The 23,803-nt window shown below is 67.2% G+C and carries 17 protein-coding genes, 2 tRNA genes and 1 pseudogene; 18 read left to right on the forward strand and 2 right to left on the reverse strand.

Going from position 1 to position 23,803, the window contains the following annotated elements:
* The first annotated feature begins 113 nt into the window (after positions 1-113).
* Positions 114-186 (forward strand) — tRNA-Lys (locus ACGFH9_RS13425).
* 152 nt (positions 187-338) lie between these two features.
* Here the strand turns inward: ACGFH9_RS13425 and ACGFH9_RS13430 are convergent.
* Positions 339-860, reverse strand: a complete 522-nt coding sequence (locus tag ACGFH9_RS13430) for a topology modulation protein (protein ID WP_393218249.1) — start codon at positions 858-860, stop codon at positions 339-341.
* 232 nt (positions 861-1,092) lie between these two features.
* Between ACGFH9_RS13430 and ACGFH9_RS13435 the strand changes: the two genes are divergently transcribed.
* The 15 genes and pseudogenes from ACGFH9_RS13435 (at position 1,093) to ACGFH9_RS13505 (ending at position 21,853) form a co-directional block, all read left to right on the forward strand.
* Entirely contained in the window at positions 1,093-2,448 is a 1,356-nt protein-coding gene (locus ACGFH9_RS13435) for a hypothetical protein (RefSeq protein WP_393218251.1), read from the forward strand.
* A 7-nt stretch (positions 2,449-2,455) separates the two neighbouring features.
* Positions 2,456-3,340 carry a phosphotransferase gene (locus ACGFH9_RS13440; protein WP_393218253.1) on the forward strand — a complete coding sequence of 295 codons (885 nt, stop codon included), beginning with the start codon at positions 2,456-2,458 and terminating at the stop codon, positions 3,338-3,340.
* A gap of 448 nt (positions 3,341-3,788) precedes the next feature.
* Entirely contained in the window at positions 3,789-3,953 is a 165-nt protein-coding gene (gene amcA / locus ACGFH9_RS13445; protein ID WP_357728264.1) for a multiple cyclophane-containing RiPP AmcA, read from the forward strand.
* Entirely contained in the window at positions 3,950-4,282 is a 333-nt protein-coding gene (locus ACGFH9_RS13450; RefSeq protein WP_393218256.1) for a hypothetical protein, read from the forward strand. The genes amcA (ACGFH9_RS13445) and ACGFH9_RS13450 overlap by 4 nt, the downstream gene beginning before the upstream one ends.
* Positions 4,279-5,421, forward strand: a complete 1,143-nt coding sequence (gene amcB / locus ACGFH9_RS13455) for a cyclophane-forming radical SAM peptide maturase AmcB (protein WP_393218258.1) — start codon at positions 4,279-4,281, stop codon at positions 5,419-5,421. The genes ACGFH9_RS13450 and amcB overlap by 4 nt, the downstream gene beginning before the upstream one ends.
* Positions 5,418-5,600 (forward strand): multiple cyclophane-containing RiPP AmcA, encoded by a 183-nt coding sequence (gene amcA / locus ACGFH9_RS13460; protein ID WP_322442471.1) that lies wholly within the window; start codon positions 5,418-5,420, stop codon positions 5,598-5,600. The genes amcB and amcA (ACGFH9_RS13460) overlap by 4 nt, the downstream gene beginning before the upstream one ends.
* A 72-nt stretch (positions 5,601-5,672) precedes the next feature.
* Positions 5,673-6,359, forward strand: a complete 687-nt coding sequence (locus ACGFH9_RS13465) for a pentapeptide repeat-containing protein (RefSeq protein ID WP_393218261.1) — start codon at positions 5,673-5,675, stop codon at positions 6,357-6,359.
* Between the two features lie 465 nt (positions 6,360-6,824).
* Positions 6,825-7,607, forward strand: coding sequence for a transposase family protein (locus ACGFH9_RS13470; RefSeq protein ID WP_393218264.1), 783 nt, complete (start codon positions 6,825-6,827; stop codon positions 7,605-7,607).
* A gap of 294 nt (positions 7,608-7,901) precedes the next feature.
* The gene (locus ACGFH9_RS13475; RefSeq protein WP_393218266.1) at positions 7,902-8,492 is read left to right on the forward strand and encodes a hypothetical protein; all 591 of its coding nucleotides are present in this window, start codon (positions 7,902-7,904) and stop codon (positions 8,490-8,492) included.
* 34 nt (positions 8,493-8,526) lie between these two features.
* Complete coding sequence (locus ACGFH9_RS13480; protein ID WP_393218269.1) at positions 8,527-9,156, forward strand: hypothetical protein; 630 nt, start codon at positions 8,527-8,529, stop codon at positions 9,154-9,156.
* Positions 9,054-9,605, forward strand: a pseudogene (locus ACGFH9_RS13485) (IS5 family transposase); the annotation flags it as partial. The gene ACGFH9_RS13480 and the pseudogene ACGFH9_RS13485, both read left to right, overlap by 103 nt.
* 123 nt (positions 9,606-9,728) lie before the next feature.
* Complete coding sequence (locus ACGFH9_RS13490; protein WP_393218272.1) at positions 9,729-15,257, forward strand: hypothetical protein; 5,529 nt, start codon at positions 9,729-9,731, stop codon at positions 15,255-15,257.
* 143 nt (positions 15,258-15,400) lie between these two features.
* Entirely contained in the window at positions 15,401-15,718 is a 318-nt protein-coding gene (locus ACGFH9_RS13495; protein ID WP_393218274.1) for a hypothetical protein, read from the forward strand.
* A gap of 155 nt (positions 15,719-15,873) precedes the next feature.
* Positions 15,874-18,858, forward strand: a complete 2,985-nt coding sequence (locus ACGFH9_RS13500; RefSeq protein WP_393218277.1) for a glycoside hydrolase family 3 C-terminal domain-containing protein — start codon at positions 15,874-15,876, stop codon at positions 18,856-18,858.
* Positions 18,859-19,162: 304 nt separating this feature from the next.
* On the forward strand, positions 19,163-21,853 hold the full coding sequence (locus ACGFH9_RS13505; RefSeq protein WP_393218279.1) for an RICIN domain-containing protein: 2,691 nt from the start codon (positions 19,163-19,165) through the stop codon (positions 21,851-21,853).
* A gap of 45 nt (positions 21,854-21,898) precedes the next feature.
* Here the strand turns inward: ACGFH9_RS13505 and ACGFH9_RS13510 are convergent, their stop codons facing one another.
* Positions 21,899-23,020 (reverse strand): DUF1996 domain-containing protein, encoded by a 1,122-nt coding sequence (locus ACGFH9_RS13510; protein ID WP_393218281.1) that lies wholly within the window; start codon positions 23,018-23,020, stop codon positions 21,899-21,901.
* Between the two features lie 224 nt (positions 23,021-23,244).
* On the opposite strand from ACGFH9_RS13510, the gene ACGFH9_RS13515 reads away from it, so the two are divergent.
* Both ACGFH9_RS13515 and ACGFH9_RS13520 read left to right on the forward strand, forming a co-directional pair.
* Positions 23,245-23,541, forward strand: coding sequence for a DUF6582 domain-containing protein (locus ACGFH9_RS13515; protein ID WP_393218284.1), 297 nt, complete (start codon positions 23,245-23,247; stop codon positions 23,539-23,541).
* Positions 23,542-23,621: 80 nt separating this feature from the next.
* A tRNA-Lys gene (locus ACGFH9_RS13520) sits at positions 23,622-23,689 on the forward strand.
* The last annotated feature ends 114 nt before the right edge of the window (positions 23,690-23,803 follow it).

A 23,803-nucleotide genomic window follows, 5' to 3' on the forward strand; every position in this document is an offset into this window, starting at 1 on the left:
CAGACAGGCTCTTTGTGGCTGTATGCCCGTTAAGCTCGACCGAAGGGGGGAGTCGGGTAACCGGATTGGAGCCCGGGTTTTCGGGGTGCTAATGTTCTCTCCGTTGCCGACGAGCGCCGCTAGCTCAACTGGCAGAGCAGCGGACTCTTAATCCGCGGGTTCGGGGTTCGAGTCCCTGGCGGCGCACCGACGATCAAGGCCCTGACCTGGTGTTCAACACTGGGGAAGGGCCTTTTTCGTGTGCTTCGGTGGTGGGCGGTCGCTCGGTGGGTGCTCGGGAGCCGTTGGACCCGGCCGTCGTCCTATTGGATGCCTGGCTGTCGTCATGGACCCATGGGTCAGATGTCCGGCTGTCTTTCCCGTCGTACGCGGTCGAGGTACCTGTCGGCGTGGCATCGGCTGGTGAGAGTGATTAGCTGGACGTGTGGCCCGTGATCACGGAGCAGGCTGCGGACGCGAGGTCGCATGGTGTGCCGGTAGCTGACGATGTAGTGGACGAAGTTCCAGGTGATCCGGTCGTAGACGCCGTCGGCCTGGTGCTGGCCGCCGCGGTAGCGCCAGCGTCGTTGAACGATGCCGAACAGGCATGCGGCGGCGGGTAGGTCGAGGAAGATCACGGTGTCAGCGGCAGCGAGCCGGATGGGCAGGCTGCTGGCGTAGTTGCCCTCGATGATCCACCGCTCGCCGCTGACGAGCTTCTCCTGTTGGGCGGCGAACTCGTCCCTGGGGAGCGGCGTCCAGTGCTCGTCGTAGTAGATCGCGTCGAGGTGGACCAGCGGTACGTCGAGGATCCGAGCGAGCTTCCTGGCAACTGTGGATTTGCCGCTGCCGCCGCAGCCGATGATGGCGATTCGATCCACGTCTTCCACGGTAGGGCCGAGGGGGTGCACTCCGGCGGAAGGAGGGTTGGCGGCGCCTCGGATCCTGTGCTTCATCCCATGGGGACATGGTGGGGGCCCATCGTGGTGTTCCGGATGCTGCCGCATGGGTCAACTCTGAGGTGAGCACCAACGACTCGACGTGTCGCTGACTTGATGTGACGGCACGCATGCGCTGTGCTTGTAACTGGTCGTCGTTCGATCGGGGTGATTCGTGGCTGCACAGGTAGATCCTGAGTGGTGGAGTTCGGGGCTTTGGAACGGTCGACCGATCAGTGAGTTTCTGCGGCGGCGCGACATCACCGCGGTCTTCCACTTCCTCCACGCCAGGGGCGTGTCATACGGCCGGATTGCGACTCTTGTTGGTGTCTCGCCCAACCGCGCTGCTGAAATCGCCAAAGGCGTCCGCCAGGTCACGGCCTACGAGGTCTTGGAACGGATCGCAGCCGGTCTGAACATTCCGCGTCCGGCTATGGGACTCGGGCGCGACGAGGACATCGTTGTGCCTCGCGACCCCGACCGCCTGGCTGTGGAGGGTGGAGCGGACCGATCGTCGGCCGATGCCGCCGCCCGCATCGAGGTCAGCAATCTGGTCAGACTCCGACTGGGACTGGACGAGGCACTGGCAGCGGCGAGTGTCGCTCCTCGGCAGCTTGAGCTGATCGAACAAGCTGCGGGCGAGCATATGAGGGTCTACCCCTCGGCTTCGCCGCAGATCATGCTTGCGCTACTGGCTGCCGACTGCCGAGAGGTCCAGGCGCTGTCGCTTCGGCGGCAACCGGCGGCAGTCCAGTCCCGGCTGTCCAGGGTGGCGGCGTTGCTGGCGACGATGTGCGCCGATGCGTTGATGAGGCTCGGAGACGTGTCCGAGGCTCGACGGTGGTACGGCACGGCGATCCACGCGGCCGACGACAGCGGGGATGCTCGTTTCAGGGTGCTCGTGCGGGCCCAAGCGGCGATGCTGCCGTACTACTTCGGGGATCCCACCCAAACCGTCGCCCTGGCAGATGCGGCTCTGGCGGTGACCTCGAACGTATCGTCACCGGGTGCCCTGGCAGCGGCGGGCCGGGCGCGTGCTCTGGCCCGGATCGGCGCCATCGAGCAGGCTCGGTCGGCCATCGATCAGGCACGGCGGCTGTTCGATCAGGCTGGTGACGAGGACACCGACGTGGCGTTCAGGTTTCCGGCGAAGCGGCTGCTGTTCTACCTCTCCGGGGCATACACCTGGCTCGGTGACACGGTGGAGGCGTACCGGGTCCAGGACGAGGCATTGCGGCTCTACGGCGCGGCTTCGGCCGTACCGATCGACGTGGCGCTCATCGCCTTGGACCGGTCGATGTGCCTCGCGCAGGACCGGCGGGCGACCGAGGCGGCGCTGACCGCGCGTGATGCCGTCGCGGACCTGCCCGAGACGCAGCGTACGGAGATCATCCTGACCAGGGCCACCGACGTGGCCACGGCGATCCCCGAGAAGAACGGGCGCGGCGAGGTCGCCAGCTTGACGGATTACCTACGGGCGTGCCGCGAGCGCGCCCGTAGTCTTGGGACCACAGCCGCACTCGGTCCCTAGGAGCCCCATGTTCGTCGAGGCGCGCACCCGGCCGGTGCTCGCCGAGGTGTGTCGTCTCCTCGGCCACCCCGACTCGAACGCGATCCTGCTGCGGCACCACACCAACGCCGTCTACGCAGTCGGTGACGTGGTCGTCAAGATCGCCCCGGGCGACCATGACCTGGCACGAGTGCGCGGGATGGTGGCCGTGGTCGACTGGCTGGTGGCCCGAGGTTTTCCCACGGTGAGCCTTCATCCGGGTGTGTCCCAGCCGATGCGGGTGGGCGGGCACGCCGTTACGGTCTGGCAGCGTCTGGACCCGGCACACGACGACCCCATCACCGTCTCCGAGCTCGGAAGCCTTCTCCGGGACCTGCACGCCTTGCCCGCTCCGCCGGTGCCGCTGCCTGCACTGCGACCGATCCACGGCATCGAGAGGGCCGTCACCCGCTCGGAGATCCTCAACGGCAAGGAACAGGACCTGTTGATGGGCAGGCTCGAGGCGCTGGCCGCAGGCTGGGAGGCGATGCTGTTTCCCCGCGGCACGAGTCTGATTCAGTCAGATCCGCAGGTCCGCAACGCGCTCCGGCGCTTCGACGGCACGCCCGTGCTGGCCGACTGGGACGGTGCCGCCCTCGGGCCCCGGGAGTGGGACATCGCCACGGTCGCTGTCCACTGCCGCCGGTTCGACCCGCCCGGTCCCGATGCCTTCGCCGGCTTCACCGCCGCCTACGGCTGGGATGCCACATCCTGGCCGAGATTCGAAGAACTGTGCCAGCTCCGTGAGCTGCAGATGATCGCCACCAACGCTCGCAAGTCCCGGCCCGGGACCGAGGCCGCCGACGAGGTGCACCACCGGATCGCGGGCCTCGTCGACGACGCGTCGGAACTCCGCCGCTGGCACATCCTCTGAGCCGAGCCTTGTATTTCGGGCACCGTGTGTCCCCCTCCGCATTGGCCCAGGCGGGCCACGGTGAGGCCCACCGTGGCCCACCACGCTGGGTCTGTCTCCCGGCCAGTGCCGCCAGCGATCGTGGACGGCAGGAACACGTCGGCGGAACGGTCCAGGACCATCCTGACCCCCATGGCGCGCCGACGGGCCAGCGGCAAAGTCACGCCAGGGAGACCCAGATGGACGTGCCACTTGGCGACAGGTCGGAACGGGACCCGACGCACCGGCAAGTGCTCGCGCCGGGCACTCCGTCGACCGCACGGGTGACTCCCCGTTCGCGTACCGCCAGCAGGGCTGCGTGGGCGGGTGACCGGCGGTCTGCTCCCAGCCGCTGGCCGACGACGGTGGGCTTGCCGGTACGCCGGCAAGCCCACCGCACGAACGCGTCGACGCCGACCGGGAGATGGCTATGACGGTGTACGTGTCCCGGTACGCGGCGACCGGCGAGCTGACGACAGACCGCGCAGCCGCGGCTGCGGCATCGGCGCGGCGGGGATCGACCGATCCGCCACTTCTGACACACGTCTGGCGGATCGTGTTCGAGCGGCAGACGCGGGAAAGCGACCGTCGATGAGCAGCGACGGAGTGTCTGCGGCTGAGGTCGACCCGAAACTGCCGCCGGAGCATGTGCCGCTGCGTCCGCTCTGGCTTTGCCGGGCCTGCGGGCAGCCCTGGCCCTGTGGACGGGCCAAGCTCGCCCTGTTGACCAGCTACCAGGGCAGCCGGCTCAACCTGCTGCTCTACCTGTCGGGCTGCCTGCAGGAAGCCATCGACGACCTGCACCGACTCAACCCGAGCACCACCGGCGACGTCAGGAACCTGTTCGACCGCTTTCTCGGCTGGCCGGCCCGGCACCGCCGCCGCCCGCCCACTGCCGGACCGCAGACACCGGAGGAGACATGACCGTCCGGGACATCGGGATCATCGTCACGACAGGGCAGCCGGCCATCGCCGGGACCTTCCATACCCTGGTCCTGCAGCCCACCAGCTTCTGCAACCTGGACTGCAGCTACTGCTACTTGCCCGACCGGCGCTCGCGCCAACTCATGTCCGTCTCCGTTGCGACCGCCTGCGCCCGTTCAATCGAGCAGCAGGACAGCGCCCATCCGGTAAGCGTCGTGTGGCACGGCGGCGAGCCCACAACGACGCCGATTGACGGCTTCCAGGCACTGCTCGCTCCCTTCGAGGCTATGCGGCGGGCTGGGCGGGTGCGCCACGAGATCCAGACCAACGCGACGCTGATGAACGAGCGGTGGTGCGATCTGTTCGCCGCATACGACTTCGAGATCGGCGTCAGCATCGAGGGGCCCGGCATGCTCAACAGGAACCGGCTTGACCGAGCCGGGAACGCGACGGCGGCCCGCACGATCCGCGGCACGCGAGTCCTGGCCGAGGCCAGCCTGCCGTACTCGGTGATCTGCGTCGTCACACCCGAAACCATCGACCACGCCAACGACCTCGTCGAGTTCTTCACCGCACTACCGGGATGCGAGTCGGTGGGCTTCAACATCGAGGAACAGGAAGGCGCCGCCCGCACGCCGGTGCCGGAGGAAGCCGCGTACCGGTTCTGGAGTCGACTCGTCCGGCACCGACTTGCCGGTAGTCCGCTGCGGATCCGCGACCTGGATCGCTTGGCCGACTACCTCGGCGCCACCCGCGCCGGCCTCACCGACCACGGCCCGTACGAACCGATCCCCACAGTCGCTCACGACGGCCAGGTGGTTTTGCTGTCACCGGAACTGCTGGGAATTAAGAGCCCGCGGTACGGCGACTTCATCGCGGGCAACGTGCTCGGTGAAGCGATCGGCGACATGGTGGCCCGCGCCGGTGAGCTGCGATACGTCGCTGAGTTCGTGACTGCGCTCAACGACTGTGCAGACCGCTGCGCGTTCTACGACTTCTGCAGGGGCGCTCAGGCCGGCAACCGCTACTTCGAACACGGCACCTTCACCGCCCGGGAGACCGATTACTGCCGCACGACTCGGCAAGCTCTGATCCGCGCCGCTGCGGATGACCTCACCGCTCAAGGAGGACCGTCATGACCAACGCCCTCGCTGCGCTTCTCGACGCACCGCCGGACCGCCTCGCCCTCCTCGGCGTCGACCCGCAGCGCGCGGTAGCGTCGATCGACGCGGCGAAGTTCGACAACCGACCCGCCTGGGACAACAAGGGGAAGTTCGACAGCCGCCCCGGCTGGGACAACTGGAACAAGAAGAAGTAGCCCGCCGACCGGCGGCTCGAGTCGATGCGCGGGGTGGCGTGCCCACCCCGCGTCCGAACAGGTTGGAAGGACATGCGTACGACCACCGTGGGCGACGTGACGATCCTCCTGCCCGACCTCGACCCGGAGGACCTCGACCAAGTCAGCGACCTACCCGACGACGACCTGCACGACGGCCTCGTGCAGGACGCTTCCTGCCGAGGTCGACAGATCGCCGACTGGAGTATCCGAGGCTGCCGGATCACCGGAGCGGATCTCGGTGAGATCGCCTGGGAGGGTGGTGCCCTCTACGGCTGCGAGATCGTCCAGACGGACCTGTCCGGAGCGGCCCTCACCGGCGTCAGCATCGAGCGGTGCTCGGTCACCGGCTCCCGCCTCACTGGAACCCGGCTCATCGACGTGCGCCTGAAAGACGTTCTGTTCGACAACTGCCGGTTCGACTACGCCACCCTGAACCGCGTCAGCGCCGCCGGTTCGGTGGCCTTCATCGACTGCACCCTCGTCCACGGCACATGGTCATCGTGCCGGCTCTCCGGTGTTGTGCTGCGGTCGTGCGACCTCAGCGATCTGGAACTGGACTCCTGCCGTCTCGACGGCGCTGACCTGCGGGGCAGTCGACTCCACGCCTTCGCCGCATCACTGGACAATTTGCAGGGCGTCGCCCTTACCGAGGAGCAGCTTCCCGAGCTGACCCGGATGGCCATCGACGCCCTCAGCATCGACGTCCGCGCAAACGTGGCGCGGGGCTACGACCGCTAACGCCGCTACCGGCAGCGGCTGTGGTTGAGGCAACAGCCCCGAGATCGAGCGAGTGGCCAGTTCGTCGCAGACACCGTCCACGGCTCGTCGGTCGTCTACCTGGATGGGCCCTTGGCGCATAGCTCGTTACCGAGGGAACGCAAGAATGACCCGCTGACGTTGTTACGTTCAGTAACAGCCGCTTCGGTGGGTGGCACATCATCGCCGAGTCGGAACGAGGCATGTCGCGAGCTTCTGGAAGATCGGCGCCGCAGTATGGCGCTAATCGTGAAGATCAACTATTGGCGGCCCGATTTCACCGTACTATGTTTTTTTGTCCTCTACTCTTCGGCTGATTCACTGAGCCTTTTCCAAGCTGATCTTGCAGGTCAGGGCGGGTGCGGTGGGCCCGGTGATCGATGGGTGCGAGGCTCCAGGTAGGACAGCTGTCGACCAAGACTCGAAGCCCCCATCGGGAGCCTCGCCATGCGGTCCTACCCCGCCACGATTCCGTTGTCCAGCCGCACCCTGAACCACCTGGCCGAACGCATCCGCGGTCACCGTCAGCAGCGCCGATCACGATGGCGCCGCCTCGCACCCGGCCGGCAGGCGCTGCTGGCTCTGGCCCATCTCCGTAACGGCGACACCTACACCCGACTCGCGGCCGGCTTCGAGATCGGCGTCGCCACCGCCTGGCGCTACGTCCAGGAGGCGATAGCCCTGCTCAGCTCGGCAGCCGACGACCTGGACACCGCGATGCAACGCATCCGGCTACTGGCGTACGCGATCCTGGACGGCACGCTGATCCCGATCGACCGGATCGCCGAGCAGAAGCCCTACTACAGCGGCAAACACAAACGCCACGGTGTGAACGTGCAGGTCATCTCCGACGCCGCCGGCCGGCTCGTGTGGGCATCACCGGCACTGCCCGGTTCGGCACACGACCTGAGCGCCGCCCACCATCACGGCATCATCGACGCCCTGACCAGCGCGGACGTGATGACCTTCGCCGACAAGGGCTACCAGGGCGCCCACGGTAGTGTCCGCACCCCGTTCAAGCGGCGCCGCTTCCGGCCAAAGCTGTCACGCAGGCAGAAGGCCGTGAACCGGGCCCACGCGAAGATCCGCGCCCGCGGAGAACGAGCGATCGCCACACTCAAGACCTGGAAGATCCTGGTCAAGCTGCGATCCTGCCCACGCCGAGCCACCGCGATCATCCAGGCCATCCTCGTCCTGCACCACGTCGAAGCGAACCGCTACGCAGGATGAAAATGGCTCACTCCTGTCGGCGATCGGAACAGTTCGGTGCTGTCCGCGACTGTTCGGCCGCTGTTCGAATAGCGATCCGGGCAAGGACGTGACCAGGCCGGACAGGGCTCTCTCTGTTCGAGACAAGCCGAAGGTCCTTCTGATGCAGAAGCCGAAATGACATGGTGGCGGCAGCCCGGCGACCGGATCACCGCAGCGGTGAGGAGAAGCTGCCACGGGGCCGAACAATCCTGACAACCGGAAGGGATGAGAATGCTGTCCACATTGGTCACGAGACCTGGGAAGCTGTTTGCGGTGGTGGCCGCGGCGTCGTTTGGCGTCGCCCTGCTTCCGGCACCCGTCTCCGCCGACCTGAGTCACTTCAATCCGCAAAGCCAGGACGGCGGCAACGTCTCCTTCTGCTTCACCTCCAGCGTCACCACCTACATCCGCGACAACATGACCGGAGTCATGAACTACATGGGCTCCCGTCTGTCGGCCATCCCGGCGGTCACGTACCACGCGTCCTGTGACGTGGCTGTGGGGGACGGCACCCCGCGTACCGACATCGCCTGGTTCGACGCGTGGCGCGACGGCGTGTACGGCGAAGCCTTCTGCCGTTACCAGTGGCCCAACGACGGCACCTCCAACCAGGGCGAATGCGATCAGATCCATGTCTATCTGGTGGGCGAGGCCATCGCCCGTGACGCCCCGAACGACGAACACGGTTACTCGTCCGTCGCCTGTCACGAGGCGGGGCACACGCTGGGGTTCAAGGGTCACCAGAGTCCGCCCCCGGCCAACCAGTTGGACTGCATGGCCGGTGGTGACATCGGGACGGTCCGATCGACCGACGTGATCTACAGCAACCACAACACGGCCGACTTCAATGCCTACTACGACTGAGGGGGAGGCAATGCGAGCAAGAATCGCGCGCGGGATGGGCGCTGCCGCTGCTGTCGTGTGCATCGCCGTCCTGGCCACGGGTTGCGCAGAGAGCCCCGACCCGCGGGCCGGCACGGGCGCGACGACCCTGAGCCCGCAGGCCCTTCGCTTCAAGCACTATTCCTACACCCCGCACGAGACGCCCGAGACGCTTGCCGCTGCTGACTATGTCAACGTGACCGCCGTCGGTAGGGTCGAGGGCTTCCGCGAGGGCGTGACCTACCTGGCAGAGCCGGGCGGCAGCCCTTATCCGCGTGTCTACATGCTCGTCCGGCTCGACCAGACGTTCAAGGCGCAGGCGGACGCGGTGGAGCAGGGCCGGGTCTACGTCGAATTCGATCGGGGTCCGGTCAACGCGAAAGACGGGCGAACACCGATCAACTCGATGTCGGTCTTCAAACGTGAGGTACCGGCTGGGACGCGGGTCGCCCTGTTCCTCGGCGACGCGCCGAGAATTTCGAACACGGTACTGAACCGGCATCTCGCCCCGCAGGTCCGGACGCTCAGTCCCCATCCGCAGGGGCCGCGGGTGCCCGCCGCGACGGGGACCGGCAGGTCGAGCCGCCGGGTGGGACCCGGGTCGAGCCGGCGGATCATGCGTTGGGGCGGTCTCGGGGCGGGTTGACCACGAAGGTTCATCTGGGTTGTGAGCAGGGGCAGAAGCCGCTGTCGCTGGTGTTGACCGCTGGGCAGCGTGGTGACAGCCCGCAGTTCACCGTGGTGTTGGACGGTATCCGGGTGCAGCGCCTCGGTGGTGGCCGGCCCAGGACCCGTCCGGATCGGGTCTTGGCCGATAAGGCGTACACGTCCAAGGCGAACCGGCAGTACCTGCGACGGCGCGGGATCAAGGCGACGATCCCGGTCAAGGCCGACCAGGCGGCGAACCGGCGTAAGAAGGGCTCGAAGGGCGGACGGCCACCGTCGTTCGACCAGCAGTTGTACAAGCAACGTCACGCGGTCGAGTGCGGCATCAACCGACTCAAGCGCAACCGGGCCGTGGCCACCCGCTACGACAAACTCGCTGTCCGGTACGAGGCCACCGTTCAGATCGCCGCGATCAACGAGTGGCTATGACACTTCCTAAACACGCTCTAGCGGCGGTCACAAATCTGTCAGCTATCTTTGGGGCGGCGCAGGGTTTGGTGGCCGTTGAGGACCGACCGGCGGTTCCTTCACCTCTGGCAAGCTGGAGCAACGGTGGCGATCAAGTGTCGTGAATTCGTGGCCACGTGGCTGCCGCAGGGCATGTACCTGGGCCTGGAACAGGGCTCGGTGCCATCCGAGGTGTTCGACGCCCAGGCAGTGCCCGGCGCGCACCTGCTGCACGTGGCACCGGAGTCGGTCAACTCCGCAGCGGTCCGGGACATGCTGCTGGCGCAACCGCCGGGCGTGGTAGCGCAGATGGTGGACGGGTCGGCGCGGTCGGTCGCCGTGGGGCTCGACAAGGCCGGCGCGTTCGCTCGTGCGGACGCGCTGGGCCTTCCCGTGCTTCACCCGGGCAACACCCTCGCCGGGGTGCACAACGAGCGGATATTGGCGATCGACGCTCAAGAGCGCCCCGCGCGAACCCCGGCCGACGCGAAATACGTACTGGTGTTGCCGGAGCTCCACCTCCTCGCCGAAAGGTCGGCCTCTCGCCGTGAGCTTGACGCCAGCCTGTCGCAGGTGCTGATCGGCCCGCCGATGCTCAGTCAGGTCCGGTTGATCGACGCCGATGAGGCTGAGTTGGGTATACCACCGCTGATCCTCGACACTCTCATCGACCGGGTCGGCGGCATCGTTGGTGTCGACGAACTCGCCACCTCAGCCGCGGAGGCGTCGCCCGTGCAGGGCGGGGTGATGGGGCTGTGGCGCGCCCTGGCGGCCCTGGAGCTCGGCGAGGCCAGGCTCCTCACCGTCGACGCGCCCGGCGACGATACCGCCACGACCGTGCTGGCACTGCGGTTTCCTGGCGGCGTCGGGCTCCTGCACGACACCTCGTCGGGCGTACGGGCCGCGACTCTGCCTCGGTGTCCGGCCGCGCTGAGCATCGCCCACGCGGACGTGTCGGAGAAGGCGACCGCCCTGGCGCAAACGGGTCGGCTGGGCAGGCTGCCCCTCGACACGACCGGTCTGGCGCTGAATCCGCTGTCGAACGACGTCGCGCAGTGGACGCCCGCTACGCAGGCCGTGGATGTCCCCCCGGTGACCGTGTCGGTGCAGTCGGACCACCCCTCAGGGGACGGTGCCCACCTGGACGCCGCTACCCGAGACCTATTGGCCACCCTTTCCGCCCGAGCCGTCGCCGCCGCGCGTCGGAGCGGTCCGATCGACGTTCAGGTCGACGGTGGCTGGAGCGGAACTACGCCAGGTGCCGGGAACGCCGCCGCGCCGTCCCAAGCCCTTCGTGTGCAAGCGGTACTTGATCATTTGATGCCCCTCATCCGGCGGGGCCTCGCGGAGCTCGGTCTACACCGAGACACGGTCACCGTCGACGTTGTCCGCCGCGGACCGCAGACGTCTTCGGCGACGACGGACGCGACCTCGGGTGCTGGCGTGGACCAGCACGCAGTCACGGTCCGGTTGCTACCCGCGCGACGGATGCCTGCGGCGGACCCGTCCAGTGCGGACCAGCACCTGGTTGTCAGCGTCAATGAGCTGCTGGTCCGGGACAACCGCAATGCCTCGGCCGCAGTGATTCTCGACGCCCGCGATGCGTATCCGATACGACAGACCGACGTCCGCGGGATCGCCAGCGCCGTGGCTGATCGGATCCGCTCCGGCGGTCTGTCCGATCGGATGCTCGGCGGATCACGGCGAGGCGTCGATCCGCAGTACGGCCTCCAACAGTTCGGTGCCGGGCAGGCGATCCGCGGGCTGCAACAGGCTCAGCTGGCGGGCGGCAGTTCGACGGCACCGCGGTCGCTCGCAGATATGCGGGCGCTCCCGCATCCGATGCGTGGACACCTGCTCGGGCTGGCGGCGGCTGATGGTTCGGTCTCGCTCCAGGCGGTGGCGGACGCACGGCCTGACGTGAGGACGCTCTTCCTTCGATTCACAAACAGTGGGGTGGACGTAGGGCCAATCGACGAGTTGACGCGTAACGAGCGGCGGCTGGGCATCCTTCCCGAAGGACGTAACAAGCCTCGCAGACCGGTGCGGATCATCATCAACACGCCTGACGGCGAGGCTGGTGAGGCGGTGCTAGACCAGCTTCGCCGCGCGTTCCGCGATACCGGCCGGGAGGCGTTCGTGCCGGCGCCCGGCAACAGAGTGGCGCTGTTTATGGGCGATCTGGCGGTTGTGAACAGCCAGCGGGAACCCGGACGATGGGAGTCGGTGGGCGCGAAACGGCCGACTGAACCCCGCCACTACACAACGGACCCCGTGGGACTTCTGGGTCGGCCCATGGCCGACGCGCGATTCCTGCCCACCGAGGACGAGCTTGTCTGGTGGATTGTTCGCGACTCGACGTTGCCGGCCTCGCTGGAGCCACCGGCTGGTGAGTCGATCAGGTCATTCGGGCTGGAGTTGGAATTCGACTTCGAGCCTGGGATACCTGAGCAGGAGATTGCTGTACGTCGAAGCCGAATGGTCAATGACCTGCGTGCCTTGGGATTGACTAAGCAATTCCTTGTCAGGTCCCCTCATTCTGCGCGAGAGAAGGGCTACAATTCGCGACGCTCTGGCTGGACGCTCGAGACCGACTCCTCTGTTGCCGGTGAAGTGGTGTCGCCGATCCTTCCGTACCAGCAAGGTTCCGATGAAGAGCGCTCGCGAGTCTGGCGCGATGTCGCATTGGCGCTCGCCGTGATCCGCCGCCATGGCGGGAGGTCGAGCACCAAGGTCGGGGGCCACGTGCACCTCGGCGTTGGAGATTACCAACGCGACGTGGTCGTCATGCAGCGCTTGATCGACCTGTTTCGGGGGCACCAGGATATCTTGTACCGGCTGGCCAGCCGGCCCGGCCAGCGGCTGCACCGCGGCATATTTTACGCCGCGCCGATCGCCCCACCCGCAGCGTCCGGCCAGCAACGCGACTGGCCCAACTTTGACCTACGTCTCGACGGCGGGATCGACCACTCTGGCAGCGAGCGTGACACCGCTCTCAATCGTATGCCGCTTGTCGACGCCTATAAGGCGGGTCGGCCAGCCAAGGACGACCACATTGAGGTCAGGATCTTCGACGGCGATCTGAGTCTCGGTGGAGTGCAACTGCGCACCGAGCTCAGCCGTGCCTTGGCGGACAAAGCCACCGAGCCTTCCGGTCGTGTTCCTCAGCACTCGACACTGGGTGAACACTTCCTACGCTGGGATCCGAAAAATAAAGAAGACGCAGCTGCCCTGAAGCAGATACTGGATTTGCTGCCGGCCGAAGCGACGGCAGCCCGCCTGCGCGTGACAGAGCTATGGCAGCTAACCGCCTGGCAGATGCCACTCAATATTCGCACAAGTTACCGTAACGGTCTTTTCTTTCCGAGAGCGGATCCTGGCCAGGACCAGTGGAAAACCCTTTCGCCGGTCGCCGAGCGCAATCTGCGCCAGCCCGCCTTCGTCTACAAGCCATGGACCAGAGGATCCCAAGCTGCGAAACCCGTTGCGCTTTCGATCCTGCTCCAGCAATGGAAGCCATCCGGTGCTGGGACGGCGCCGGCCATCGCCCACGGAGTCGTGATCGCACTTGCAAAGACGCCGGTCGATAATCTCGGGATGTTGCCCGGGACTCTTGGTGTGTCGGTGGTCCAGCCGGTGGGCAATCAGTGGTCGGTCCAGGCGATATCCGAGGGAGGATGGTGGTCGGCGAGCGGATGGGAGTTGCTCACCCGAGACGCCGCCGGCGTCCCAATTACTCGGCTCCTTGGTCAGGATTTCGGGCCGCACAAGTTGGAGGAGGTGTTAGGCGAACTAAGGGCCATCGGTCCCGTGTCTTCGGCTCCGGTCGCCGGTACGGCTACCAGCCGGGACCTCGGGCTTGTCCTCGGTTCGGAACAATCGCAACTGTCGCAGGGCGATCTGGCGTGGGCACCCCGTGTGGACTCGGTCGGGGATGGCTCATGGCTGGGTGATGACGCGCAGCCGGTGATGTGGCAGCCCTTGCCGGGCGCTCGTGGTGGCTGGGCTCTGTTGCCTGATCGCGAATTGGCGCAGGTCGGCGACCTTGAGCTTCCCGGCGAGGGTGCCAGCGTGCCGGTGGTGGTTCACCCGGCAGCGAATGGGACCGTCGGGGTGCTGGTACGCGATCTGGATGGTGTCGGGCAGGATGTTGCTGCGTCGACGCCGATGGATGGCGGTTCGCTGCGGGAGGTGCGTCTGACTGCCGAGCAGTTGGCGCCGTCGCTGGATCGGCGGCTACCACCGGGTGCGCCGGTGGCGTTGCTGTCCTGCAGGGCCGGCGAGCTGTCGGACGGGTTCGCCCGCCAGCTCGCCACGGCCCTCGGACGAGACGTTGTCGCACCGACCAGGGATCTGGTCGTCGAGCCGCCTGGCGGCCAGACGCGCCTGTTCACCGTCGAGGGCGAGAGTTGGGTGCTGTTCACCCCCGAATTTGGCGATTGGGACGTCATGAACGACGAGATCGACGGTTTCGTCGACGATGACGGAGTGGCCCATCTGAGCGAACGCGCCGTCTATCCGTTCGACGGGATCGCTGCGGTGACCCTACCGCCGAGTTGGTCGATGCGGTTGCCCGGTGGGGTCGCCGAGCAGTACCCCGACGTGTACGTGATCGGCAAGTCTGCCGCGCCTAGGATGCAGAAGTTGATCAATGAGCTGGCAGAGGTAGCCAATGTCGATCACCCGGTGGTGGTGCTCGGTGCCGCGCATCCCAGCCAGCCCGTGCTCGCATCCGACGTCGCCGGGTTGAACTACATGCTCGAGCAACTCGCTCAACGTGAGCGACTACCGGTGGTGGTCGCCCGTGGCATGATCACCAGTGAGTTGCTGACCGTGGTGCAGCGGTACGGTGCCACGATCCTGCACCCGACCACGCAACGGCCCGACAATGCGGGTATCGGTCTCGACATGTACTGGAAGGCAACCGCCTCCCGGAGAGACGAGCGTACGGCCGCCTCCGTGCACCTCTGGCCGCAGATCACCGCGGATGTCCTGCGCACCGCTGTCACACTCGCCCGTCCCACTCCGGCAATCGTGCGGGTCGAGGATACCCTCGGCGAGCTGATCTGGGCCGCTGACCTCACCACCGCCCGCCGCGTGTTCACCAACGCACGGCAACGTTGGTCGCCCGAGCAGATGCGCGACAACCTCACCCGCGTCGAGCAGATGATCGAACGGGTACCCGACCAAGCCGACCTGAGCCGCTACGCGCCGATCCTCGAGTTCGGCGCGACAGGCCACGCCGACATCGTCTTCGACTACGCCCTGGCCGACGCGGCGGACAAACCCGCGACACTGCTCACCGCCGTGGGCAACCTCGACACCGCCGGACAGCTCAATGCCAACCTTGACGGCGGCCTCACCACCGGACGCCTGGCTGCCATGGTCACTGCGGTCGGTACCACCGACATCAGCGCATCCGTGCTCACCGTCATCGGCGACATCAAGGCAGGACGGTTCACCGACGCCAACACCTTCATCGAACGCAACCGCGGCCTACTCACCACCGAACAGAAACAACACTGGATCGACGCGATCACCGACCTGCTTAAGTTCCCCACCATGCAGAACAACAAAGAGCAGAAGCTTGCCGATAACCTCGAGAAGCTGGCCCAAGGCGTCCTGAACTGCTGACCACGCCCTGAGCCCGGGGCTTCAGCGTGAATCCCGTACCCGCGCCCCTACAGTCCCCACCATAGGACGGATGCTGCGACCGGCGATCGGACTCGCCGTACTGCTGACGGCTCTGGCGGCCGGGGGCGGCGAGTGCCTCCGCGGTGCCCGGCGACGGCGGCCTCGGCCTGGCCCTGCGGGCCGCGCAGGCGGACTACCGTGCCGGTGACCAGGTGCGCCTGGACCTCACCGTCACGAACTCCACCGGGGCGGCGTGCGCGCTGCCGACCACCGCCGTCGGCACCGTCCAGATTGCCGGGGTGCGCCGGGTTGGGCGCGACCTCACGCCGACGCTCGCCCGCAGCTTCCACGAGGAGCGGGTCGCCCGCCCGCCGCCCCGTCGATCACCGCCGTGGCCGTGGCGAGCGCCAGCCTGGCGCGCGACCGCCCGACCTTGCCCACACATTGGCACGCGTCTATAGTTGCGCGATCACCGCATTCATGGCCGTGGTAACGCGGCCGAATCGTCGAAACGCTTCGACGACTCGTCGTCTCAGGCCCGTCAGCCGGGTGTCGAGCCTGGCCACGCCGGTTTTGGCGCTGAATCGCGCCTGTCGTACGACATGAGGAGAACCGCATGCGCAACAGGCGCCTCCGGCGCGGAATCACCGCGCTCGCGCTCGCCCTGCTCGCCCTGCCAGTCGTCCCCGGCACGGCGCACGCCGAACCCACCTACCCGTTCCGAGATCCACACCTGCCCGTGCAGGCAAGGGTCGACGACCTGCTCGGCCGACTCACCCTGGACGAGAAGATCTCGTGGCTGCACCAGTACCAGCCGGCCGTTCCCCGGCTGGGCATCGGCCTGTTCAAGACCGGTACCGAGGCGCTGCACGGGGTCGCCTGGTCCACCGACATCGACAACAGCGGCGCGGTCGTGAAGGCTCGCGGCACGTCCTTCCCGCAGCCGGTGGGCATGGCGAGCACCTGGAACCCCGACCTGATCAAGCGGGTCGGCTCCGCGGTGGGCGACGAGGCGCGTGGCTACCACGCGCAGAACCCGCGGGTCTGGGGTCTCAACCTCTGGGCGCCGGTGGTCAATCTGCTCCGCGATCCGCGCTGGGGTCGCAACGAGGAGGGCTACTCCGAGGACCCGCTGCTCACCGCGAAGATCTCCACCGCGTACGGCACGGGTATGACAGGTGGGGATCCGGACCACCTGAAGAGCGCACCGACCCTCAAGCACTACCTGGCCTACAACAACGAGGTACGGCGTGACGTGACCTCGTCGAACGTACCGCCGAGGGTCTTGAACGAGTACGACCGCGCCGCCTTCGAGCCGGCCATCACCGCCGACGCGGCCACCGGGGTGATGGCGTCGTACAACCTGGTAAACGGTCGTCCCGCCACGGTGGACCCGGATCTGGCCACTGTCGTGCGCGGCTGGACCGACCGGCCGCTGATGAACGTCACCGACGCCTGGGCGCCGAACAACCTCGTCGCCTCGCAGGGCTACTACGCCACCCAGCCCGAGGCGAACGCCGCGATCGTCAGGGCCGGCATCAACAGCTTCATCACCGACGACACCAACGCGCAGCCGACAGTCACCGCCATCAAGCAGGCGCTGTCCTCCGGTCTGCTCACCGAGGGCGACATCGACGCCCGGATCTCCGAGACGCTGAACGTCCGGTTCCGCCTGGGGGAGTTCGACCCGGAGGGCGGTCGCTACGGCGGCATCACCCCGGTGGTCATCAACAGCCTGGAGCATCAGCGGCTGGCGCGTCAGGCCGCCGGCGAGGCGATGGTGCTACTGAAGAACTCCCGGCAGGCGCTTCCGCTCGACCCGACCCGGACCCGCAAGGTGGCAGTGCTCGGCCCGCTAGCCGACTCCCTCTACTCCGACTGGTACGGCGCCGACCTGCCGTACGAGGTGACCGCCCTCGACGGCATCCGCGAGCGGCTGGGCGGCTCCGCCAGCGTCAGCGGGCTCGACGGGGCGGACCGGATCGCCCTGAAGGACCCGGCGACCGGCCGGTACGTCACGGCCACCGGCACCACCGACGCCGACCCGGTCGCCGCGACCGGTGCCACCGCGTCGCTCACCGCCCAGTTCGACGCCGTGGACTGGGGCCAGGGTGTGGTGACGCTGCGCAACGCCGCCAACGGCCGCTACCTCGGCTACAACTGGGGGCCGTTCGTCACCCGCGACGTGCAGCCGAACGGCTGGTACGTGCAGCAGCAGTTCACGCTGGAGCCGCAGGCCGACGGGAGTGTCGTGTTGCGTTACGCCGGCTACGAGACGACCGAGAGCTGGTTCGGCGTCAACACGTACGTCACGGTCGGCGACGACGGCGCCCTCAAGCTCGGCGCGTCCACCGCGGCGGACGCGACCCACTTCTCCCGCGAGCTGATCAGCAGCGGTGTCGACCGTGCCGTCGCGGCGGCCAAGGCTGCAAACACCGCCGTCCTGGTCGTCGGCAGCAACCCGTTCATCAACGGGCGAGAGGCGCACGACCGTACCTCGATGGCGTTGAGTGCCGGCCAGGAAGCGCTGGTCAAGGCCGTGACGAAGGCCAACCCCCGTACGGTGCTGGTGGTGCAGACCAGCTATCCGGTCACGATCGGGTGGGAGCAGGAGCACGTGCCGGCGATCGTGTGGACCACCCATGCGGGCGCGGAGACGGGTCACGCCATTGCCGACGTCCTGTTCGGTGACCGCAATCCGTCCGGCAAGCTCACCCAGACCTGGTACCAATCGGACCGGCAACTACCGCCGGACCTGCTGGAGTACGACATCATCTCGTCCGATCAGACCTACCTCTACAGCACCGCGAAGCCGCTCTACCCGTTCGGCCACGGGCTGTCGTACACCGGGTTCCGGTACGGCCAGCTCCGCACGGACGCCCGGTCGGTCGCGGCGGACGGCACGATCACGGCCCGCGTCGAGGTGACCAACAGTGGGAGCCGGGCGGGTTCCGAGGTCGTCCAGCTCTACGCCCACCAGCGCACGTCGCGGGTGAAGACCCCGATCCGGGCGCTCAAGTCGTTCCAGCGGGTGGACCTCGCCCCCGGGCAGACCCGCACCGTCACGCTGCGGATACGGGCCGCCGACCTCGCGAACTGGGACGTCACCCGCAGTCGGTGGGTGGTCGAGTCGTCCACGTACGACCTGATGGTCGGCGCGAGCGCCGCGGACCTCCGGGCCCGGACGGCGGTCGCGGTGCGCGGTGAGACGATCCCGGCCCGGGACCTGTCCCGGACGACCAGGGCCGAGAACTTCGACGGGTACGCGGGGGTCCGGCTCGTCGACGAGACGAAGGTGCGCGGTACGGCCGTGGGTGCCACCGCCTCCGGCCAGTGGATCTCCTTCGCGAAGTCCGCAGTGCGTCCGGGCAGCCATACCTTCACGGCCAGGGTCGCCAGGGCCACGGCGGGTACCGGCACGATCCAGGTTCGACTGGGCTCGCCCACCGGACGACTGCTGGGTACGGCCACCGTGCCCAGCACCGGCGACGACTACCGGTACGTCAGCGTCAGCGCCGAGGTGGCCGGGGCCGCCGGCACCCACGACGTCTTCCTGGTGTTCGACACTCCGCTGCGGCTGGCGGACTTCTCGCTGCGGTGATGCGTGGTCGGGGGGTGCCTCGTGCGCCCCGGCCCGATTCATCGGATGATGCTCACCCGCACCTGGCAACAGTCGCGTCTTTTGCCTTTTTCACAGGCATTTAGACATAGATGAGACCCAATCCCGTATTGCATTCGTCACACGTCTGACATACGCTCCGCGGGAGACTTCGTAGCGATTGGCAAAAGAGTGCGGTCGGGCGGCACACGCCCCCCGCCGATCCTTGGTGGCGTCGCTGTTCCCTGCTTGTCGCTCGATGCACGCTCCAGGCACCACGTCGACGACAAGTGAGAAAGGACAGCACGTGACATCAGCCGTATCCACCACCCGCACGGCACTGCTCGCGGCGGCGCTCGTCGCCGCCACGCTGCCGGCCGTGGTGATCAGTCAATCGCCGGCCTCTGCCGCGGTCCAGGAGACCTACTACGTCGCCCCGGACGGCAACGACAGCAACCCGGGAACCCTCGCGTCGCCGTTCAAGACGGTGCAACGCGCCCGGGACGTCGTCCGCACTGTGAACGCGAACATGACCGGCGACATCAACGTGTACCTGCGCGGCGGCAGATACCCGGTCACCAGCACCGTCGAGTTCGGCGCCAGCGACTCCGGCACCAACGGGTACCGGATCAGCTACGCCGCCTACGCCGGCGAGACCCCGGTCCTCGACGGCGGCGTCCCGGTGACCGGGTGGACCCAGCACAGCGGCAACATCTGGAAGGCGCCGCTGGACCGCAGCACCAAACTGCGCACGCTCTACGTCAACGACAAGCGCGCGCAGATGGCGACCAAGACCATCAGTTCGGCGGGGTGCTACGGGACGTACAACGTCACCGCCGGCCAGGCGTCCTGGGCGTGGGAGTCGGGCTCCCAGTGCGACGGCGCGAAGTACAGCCAGAACGACTTCCCCGCCATCCCGCGCAACCAGGACGACATCGAGATCGAGACGGGCACGACCTGGACCACGGCCATCGTGGGGGTCCGTCAGGTGACCACCGACGGCACGAACCGCGTCGCCCTGTTCCAGCAGCCGGGCGCTGCCATCGCGCAGGGCGCGTTCAACGGCAACGCCCAGGTCGGCGGCTCCCACAAGCTCATGAACGCGTACGAGTTCCTGGACGCGCCGGGCGAGTTCTTCTTCGACAAGAGCAGCAAGACCGTCTACTACTACAAGGCCAGCGCCGAGGACATGTCGACCGCGTCGGTCTACGCGCCGAACAACGTCACCACCGTGCTGCGCGTCGCCGGTGCCTCGACCACCAGCCACGCCCGCAACATCACCTTCTCCGGCCTGGCCGTGCAGCACTCCGACTGGAACCTGTTCAACGTCGCCGGCTCGTCCTTCAAGCAGGCGCAGCAGGGCAACCTCGGCGCGCAGGCGTACGCGAAGGGCAACTTCCACGTCTACTACTACCGCAACGTGGACGTCACGCCCGGCATCGTCCAGGTGCAGAACGCCGACGGGATCCTCCTGCAACGCAACCGGGTCCAGCACACCGGCGCCGACGGCATCAGCATGGTCAACGACGTGCAGAACTCGCAGTTGATCGGGAACTACACGAACGACATCGCCGGGTCGGCCATCGACGTCGGCCATCCCCAGCACGTCTACATCGGAGACGGCACGTCGAGCAACCGGGAGAAGTACCTCCCGCAGGTCGAGGGACTGCCGAAGAACATCGAGATCAAGAACAACTACATCTACGACAGCGCGGTCCTGTTCAACGGGCACAGCCCCATCTCGGCGTACTTCGTCGACACCCTGACGATCCAGCGCAACCGGATCGAGAAGGCTCCCTGGTCGGGCATCACGATGGGCTGGGGCTGGTGGAACTTCGACGGGTCATCGGGGTCGATCGTGCCCAACCGGCCGACCACGACGGCGCGGAACAACACCATCAGCTACAACCACATCATCGACACGGTCCAGCGCCTCAGCGACACGGCGCCCATCTACACGCTGGGCAGCCAGCCCGGGACCACGATCACCAACAACTACCTCCAGGGCGTGCCCTCGGGCCACAAGTACGGACTCCACCCCGACGAGGGCTCGGCGTACATCACGTTCCGCGACAACGTCCTGAGCATCGACAAGAACGTCACCTGGATGATCAATTCCGACGACTTCGGTCGTAAGCACGATCTGAGCATCACGCAGATCTACGGACCGATCAACAAGGTGTCGAACAAGAACCTGCCGAACAGCACGGTCGCCGACATCCTCGTCTCCTCCGACTACGTCTGGCCGGCGGCGGCGTACGGCATCGCGGCGAACTCCGGCCTGGAGGACGCGTACCGGGACATCATCCCGGCCAGCAGGTTCTCCGCGCCGAACTACGTGCTGCCGGCCAGCACGTACGTCACCAGTGGCACGGCGACGATCCCGATCCGGAGCACCGGCGACGCCACCAAGTCGGTGTGGCTGGCACCGTACGGCACGACCACCTTCACGGCCGGAGCGACGATGACCAGGGCGGCCGGTAACGCCACGTCCATCGCCGTGCCGGCCACGCAGGGCGAGTACCGGCTCTACGTCGTCGACGCACAGGGCAACCGGTCCGCCGAGTCGACCTCCATCGTCCGGCAGCAGAGCGGCGGTGGCAGTCAGCAGGGCGGGCAGCTCGTGGGCGGCCAGTCCGGCCGCTGTGTCGAGGTCCCCAACTCCTCGACGACCAACGGCACCCAGGTGCAGCTCTGGGACTGCGGCAGCGGCACCAACCAGCGGTGGACCTCCACCTCCAGCAAGCAACTGATGGTGTACGGCAACAAGTGCCTGGACGCCTCGGGAGCGGGCACCGCCAACGGCACCCAGGTCATCATCTGGGACTGCCACGGCGCCGCGAACCAGCAGTGGAACATCAACGCCAACGGCACCATCACCAACGGCCAGTCCGGGCTCTGCCTCGACGCCAACGGCGCGGGCAGCGCCAACGGCACGAAGCTCATCCTCTGGTCGTGCAACGGCGGCGCCAACCAGCAGTGGACGCTGCGTAGCTGATCACCACCGGAGTCCGGGGCCAGGCCGACACGGGCCTGGCCCCGGCTACTTCTGGTAGCCGTAGTTGTCGCAGGTCCTGCGTCCCAGGACACAGTTCTTGGTGCGCTTGTTCATGGTGTTGACATCCCACATCACGAACGCGTCCCCGTGCATCGACGAGGCGCTCTTGCCCTCCTTGTCGGAGGCGAGGTAATAGCCCGCCGGGGTGCCCTTGGCCGGGTACTGGATGTCGAAGGTGATCGCCGGAATCCGAACCGGGTGGCCGGGCGGGCAGGTATTGCCGCTGCCGTACGCCACATGGTCCTTGTGGTTGGGGCTGTCCAGGTGCTTGCCGTCCCAGCAGTCGGGGAACTGCAGCATGAAGTGCAGCGTGGCGGTCCCGCCGCAGATCGGCCAGTTGCCGTTGGTGCTGCGGGCGACGCCGTCGAGGTCGCCGGGGCCGTAGAAGGCGCAGTAGAACTGGCCGGTCGCGCCGCGCGGTGTCGGTGTCCTCTTCTTGGCGTCGCCGGAGATCATGCGCAGACCGTTGGGCATCGGCATCTGGCCTGTCGAGTTCTTGGCGAGCGAGCGGTAGTAGACCCGGAAGCCTGTGGTCTCGACCGGCTTCCCGGTCGCGTTGTCGTAGAGCGTGGGCACCCAGTACGCGGAGTGATCCTGGATCGGCTTGCAGGACGTGGCAGTGAACTTCGTCAGGTCTCCGGCGACGGTGTTCGCGTCGACCGCCTTGTTGCCGACGAAGGAGTGCATGTGTGAGGCGCCCGGGAGACCGGGGGCGACGATCGGGTCATCCGGCAGCCGGTGGCTGTACTGGCAATCCGCCCGGAACTCCGGGAGGTCGCCGACACCGGCCGGGGCAGGGTCGATCCTCAGCGCCTTGTACGCGTCGACCTGCGCCTTCCAGGCCGCACGGTCGACGGGAACCCAGCCGTTGACGCGGGCCTTCGGTGGGGCAGCGGTCGACGGCGTCGCGCCGGTCGACGGGGTCGCGGAGACCGACGGTGTCGCAGAGGCCGGGACCCCCGTTGCGGGCGACTCCGCCTGCCCAGCCGACGGCGACGGGTATCCGAGGGCATTGGCCGCGTTCGACGGCTCGAGCTGCGCTGCGCCGTTGCCCAGGTACACCGCCCCGGCCGCGACGACGAGCACGACGGCCGCGCCCGCGATCACGCTGAGTTTCCGGTCGGCAATCCACCCCGGAGAGCGATGACGTGACGGCGGCTTGCCCTCGTACGACACGGGTCACTCCCAACGAACAGACCACAGGCTGACCCGAACGGTCACGGGCCGCCATATCGTAGGCATTCGCCGCGCGTGCCGGACAGGGTCTTTAAACACTCTTAATCAAGCCGGTCCGGGCGCACGTCTGGACGAAAAATGGGTAATGCTGGGCGATGAAGTCGACCTGGAAGCCCCACGAGAAGCACGGCGGCCTGACCGACAAGGACAAGCGCGAGCTGCCGGAGAGCGTCTTCGCATTCCCCGGCAAGCGCAAGGAGCCGATGACCGACGCGGGCCACGTCCGCAACGCCATCGCCCGCTTCGACCAGGTGCAGGGCGTCACCGACAAGGATCGTGACCTGGCCTTCCAGAACATCCTCGCCGCCGCCAGGCACTACGGCGTCGAGGTCGCCGAGACGAACTGGAAGCAACTCGGCAAACTGCCGCACACGCCGAACCCCGCGCACTGAGCACGGCCCGGGGATGGGTTCCGAGGGTGGTTCGCGGGCGTGTTAGCGTGCTCGTCGTTGTCAGCGAGCGCCGCTACTGTAGCTCAACTGGCAGAGCAGCGGACTCTTAATCCGCGGGTTCGGAGTTCGAGTCCCTGGCGGCGCACCAATTAAAGGATCTGCCCAGCAAGAAGCTGGCTATGGCATTCATGGCTGCCTAGAGCCTCGTCCTACCTGGACAACGGCCTCCCGCACCACCCGTGACGTGCACCGTCACGATGAA

Source organism: Micromonospora sp. NPDC049102 (assembly GCF_043197485.1).
GTDB lineage: Bacteria > Actinomycetota > Actinomycetes > Mycobacteriales > Micromonosporaceae > Micromonospora.

What these genes read in the sequence shown, in the direction of transcription:
- amcB (WP_393218258.1), top strand. Translation starts at nt 4,279, where the DNA reads ATGACCGTCCGGGACATCGGGATCATCGTCACGACAGGGCAGCCGGCC.
- ACGFH9_RS13500 (WP_393218277.1), top strand. Translation starts at nt 15,874, where the DNA reads ATGCGCAACAGGCGCCTCCGGCGCGGAATCACCGCGCTCGCGCTCGCC.
- ACGFH9_RS13480 (WP_393218269.1), top strand. Translation starts at nt 8,527, where the DNA reads ATGGGCGCTGCCGCTGCTGTCGTGTGCATCGCCGTCCTGGCCACGGGT.
- ACGFH9_RS13450 (WP_393218256.1), top strand. Translation starts at nt 3,950, where the DNA reads ATGAGCAGCGACGGAGTGTCTGCGGCTGAGGTCGACCCGAAACTGCCG.
- ACGFH9_RS13465 (WP_393218261.1), top strand. Translation starts at nt 5,673, where the DNA reads ATGCGTACGACCACCGTGGGCGACGTGACGATCCTCCTGCCCGACCTC.
- ACGFH9_RS13470 (WP_393218264.1), top strand. Translation starts at nt 6,825, where the DNA reads ATGCGGTCCTACCCCGCCACGATTCCGTTGTCCAGCCGCACCCTGAAC.
- amcA (WP_322442471.1), top strand. Translation starts at nt 5,418, where the DNA reads ATGACCAACGCCCTCGCTGCGCTTCTCGACGCACCGCCGGACCGCCTC.
- amcA (WP_357728264.1), top strand. Translation starts at nt 3,789, where the DNA reads ATGACGGTGTACGTGTCCCGGTACGCGGCGACCGGCGAGCTGACGACA.
- ACGFH9_RS13440 (WP_393218253.1), top strand. Translation starts at nt 2,456, where the DNA reads ATGTTCGTCGAGGCGCGCACCCGGCCGGTGCTCGCCGAGGTGTGTCGT.
- ACGFH9_RS13515 (WP_393218284.1), top strand. Translation starts at nt 23,245, where the DNA reads ATGAAGTCGACCTGGAAGCCCCACGAGAAGCACGGCGGCCTGACCGAC.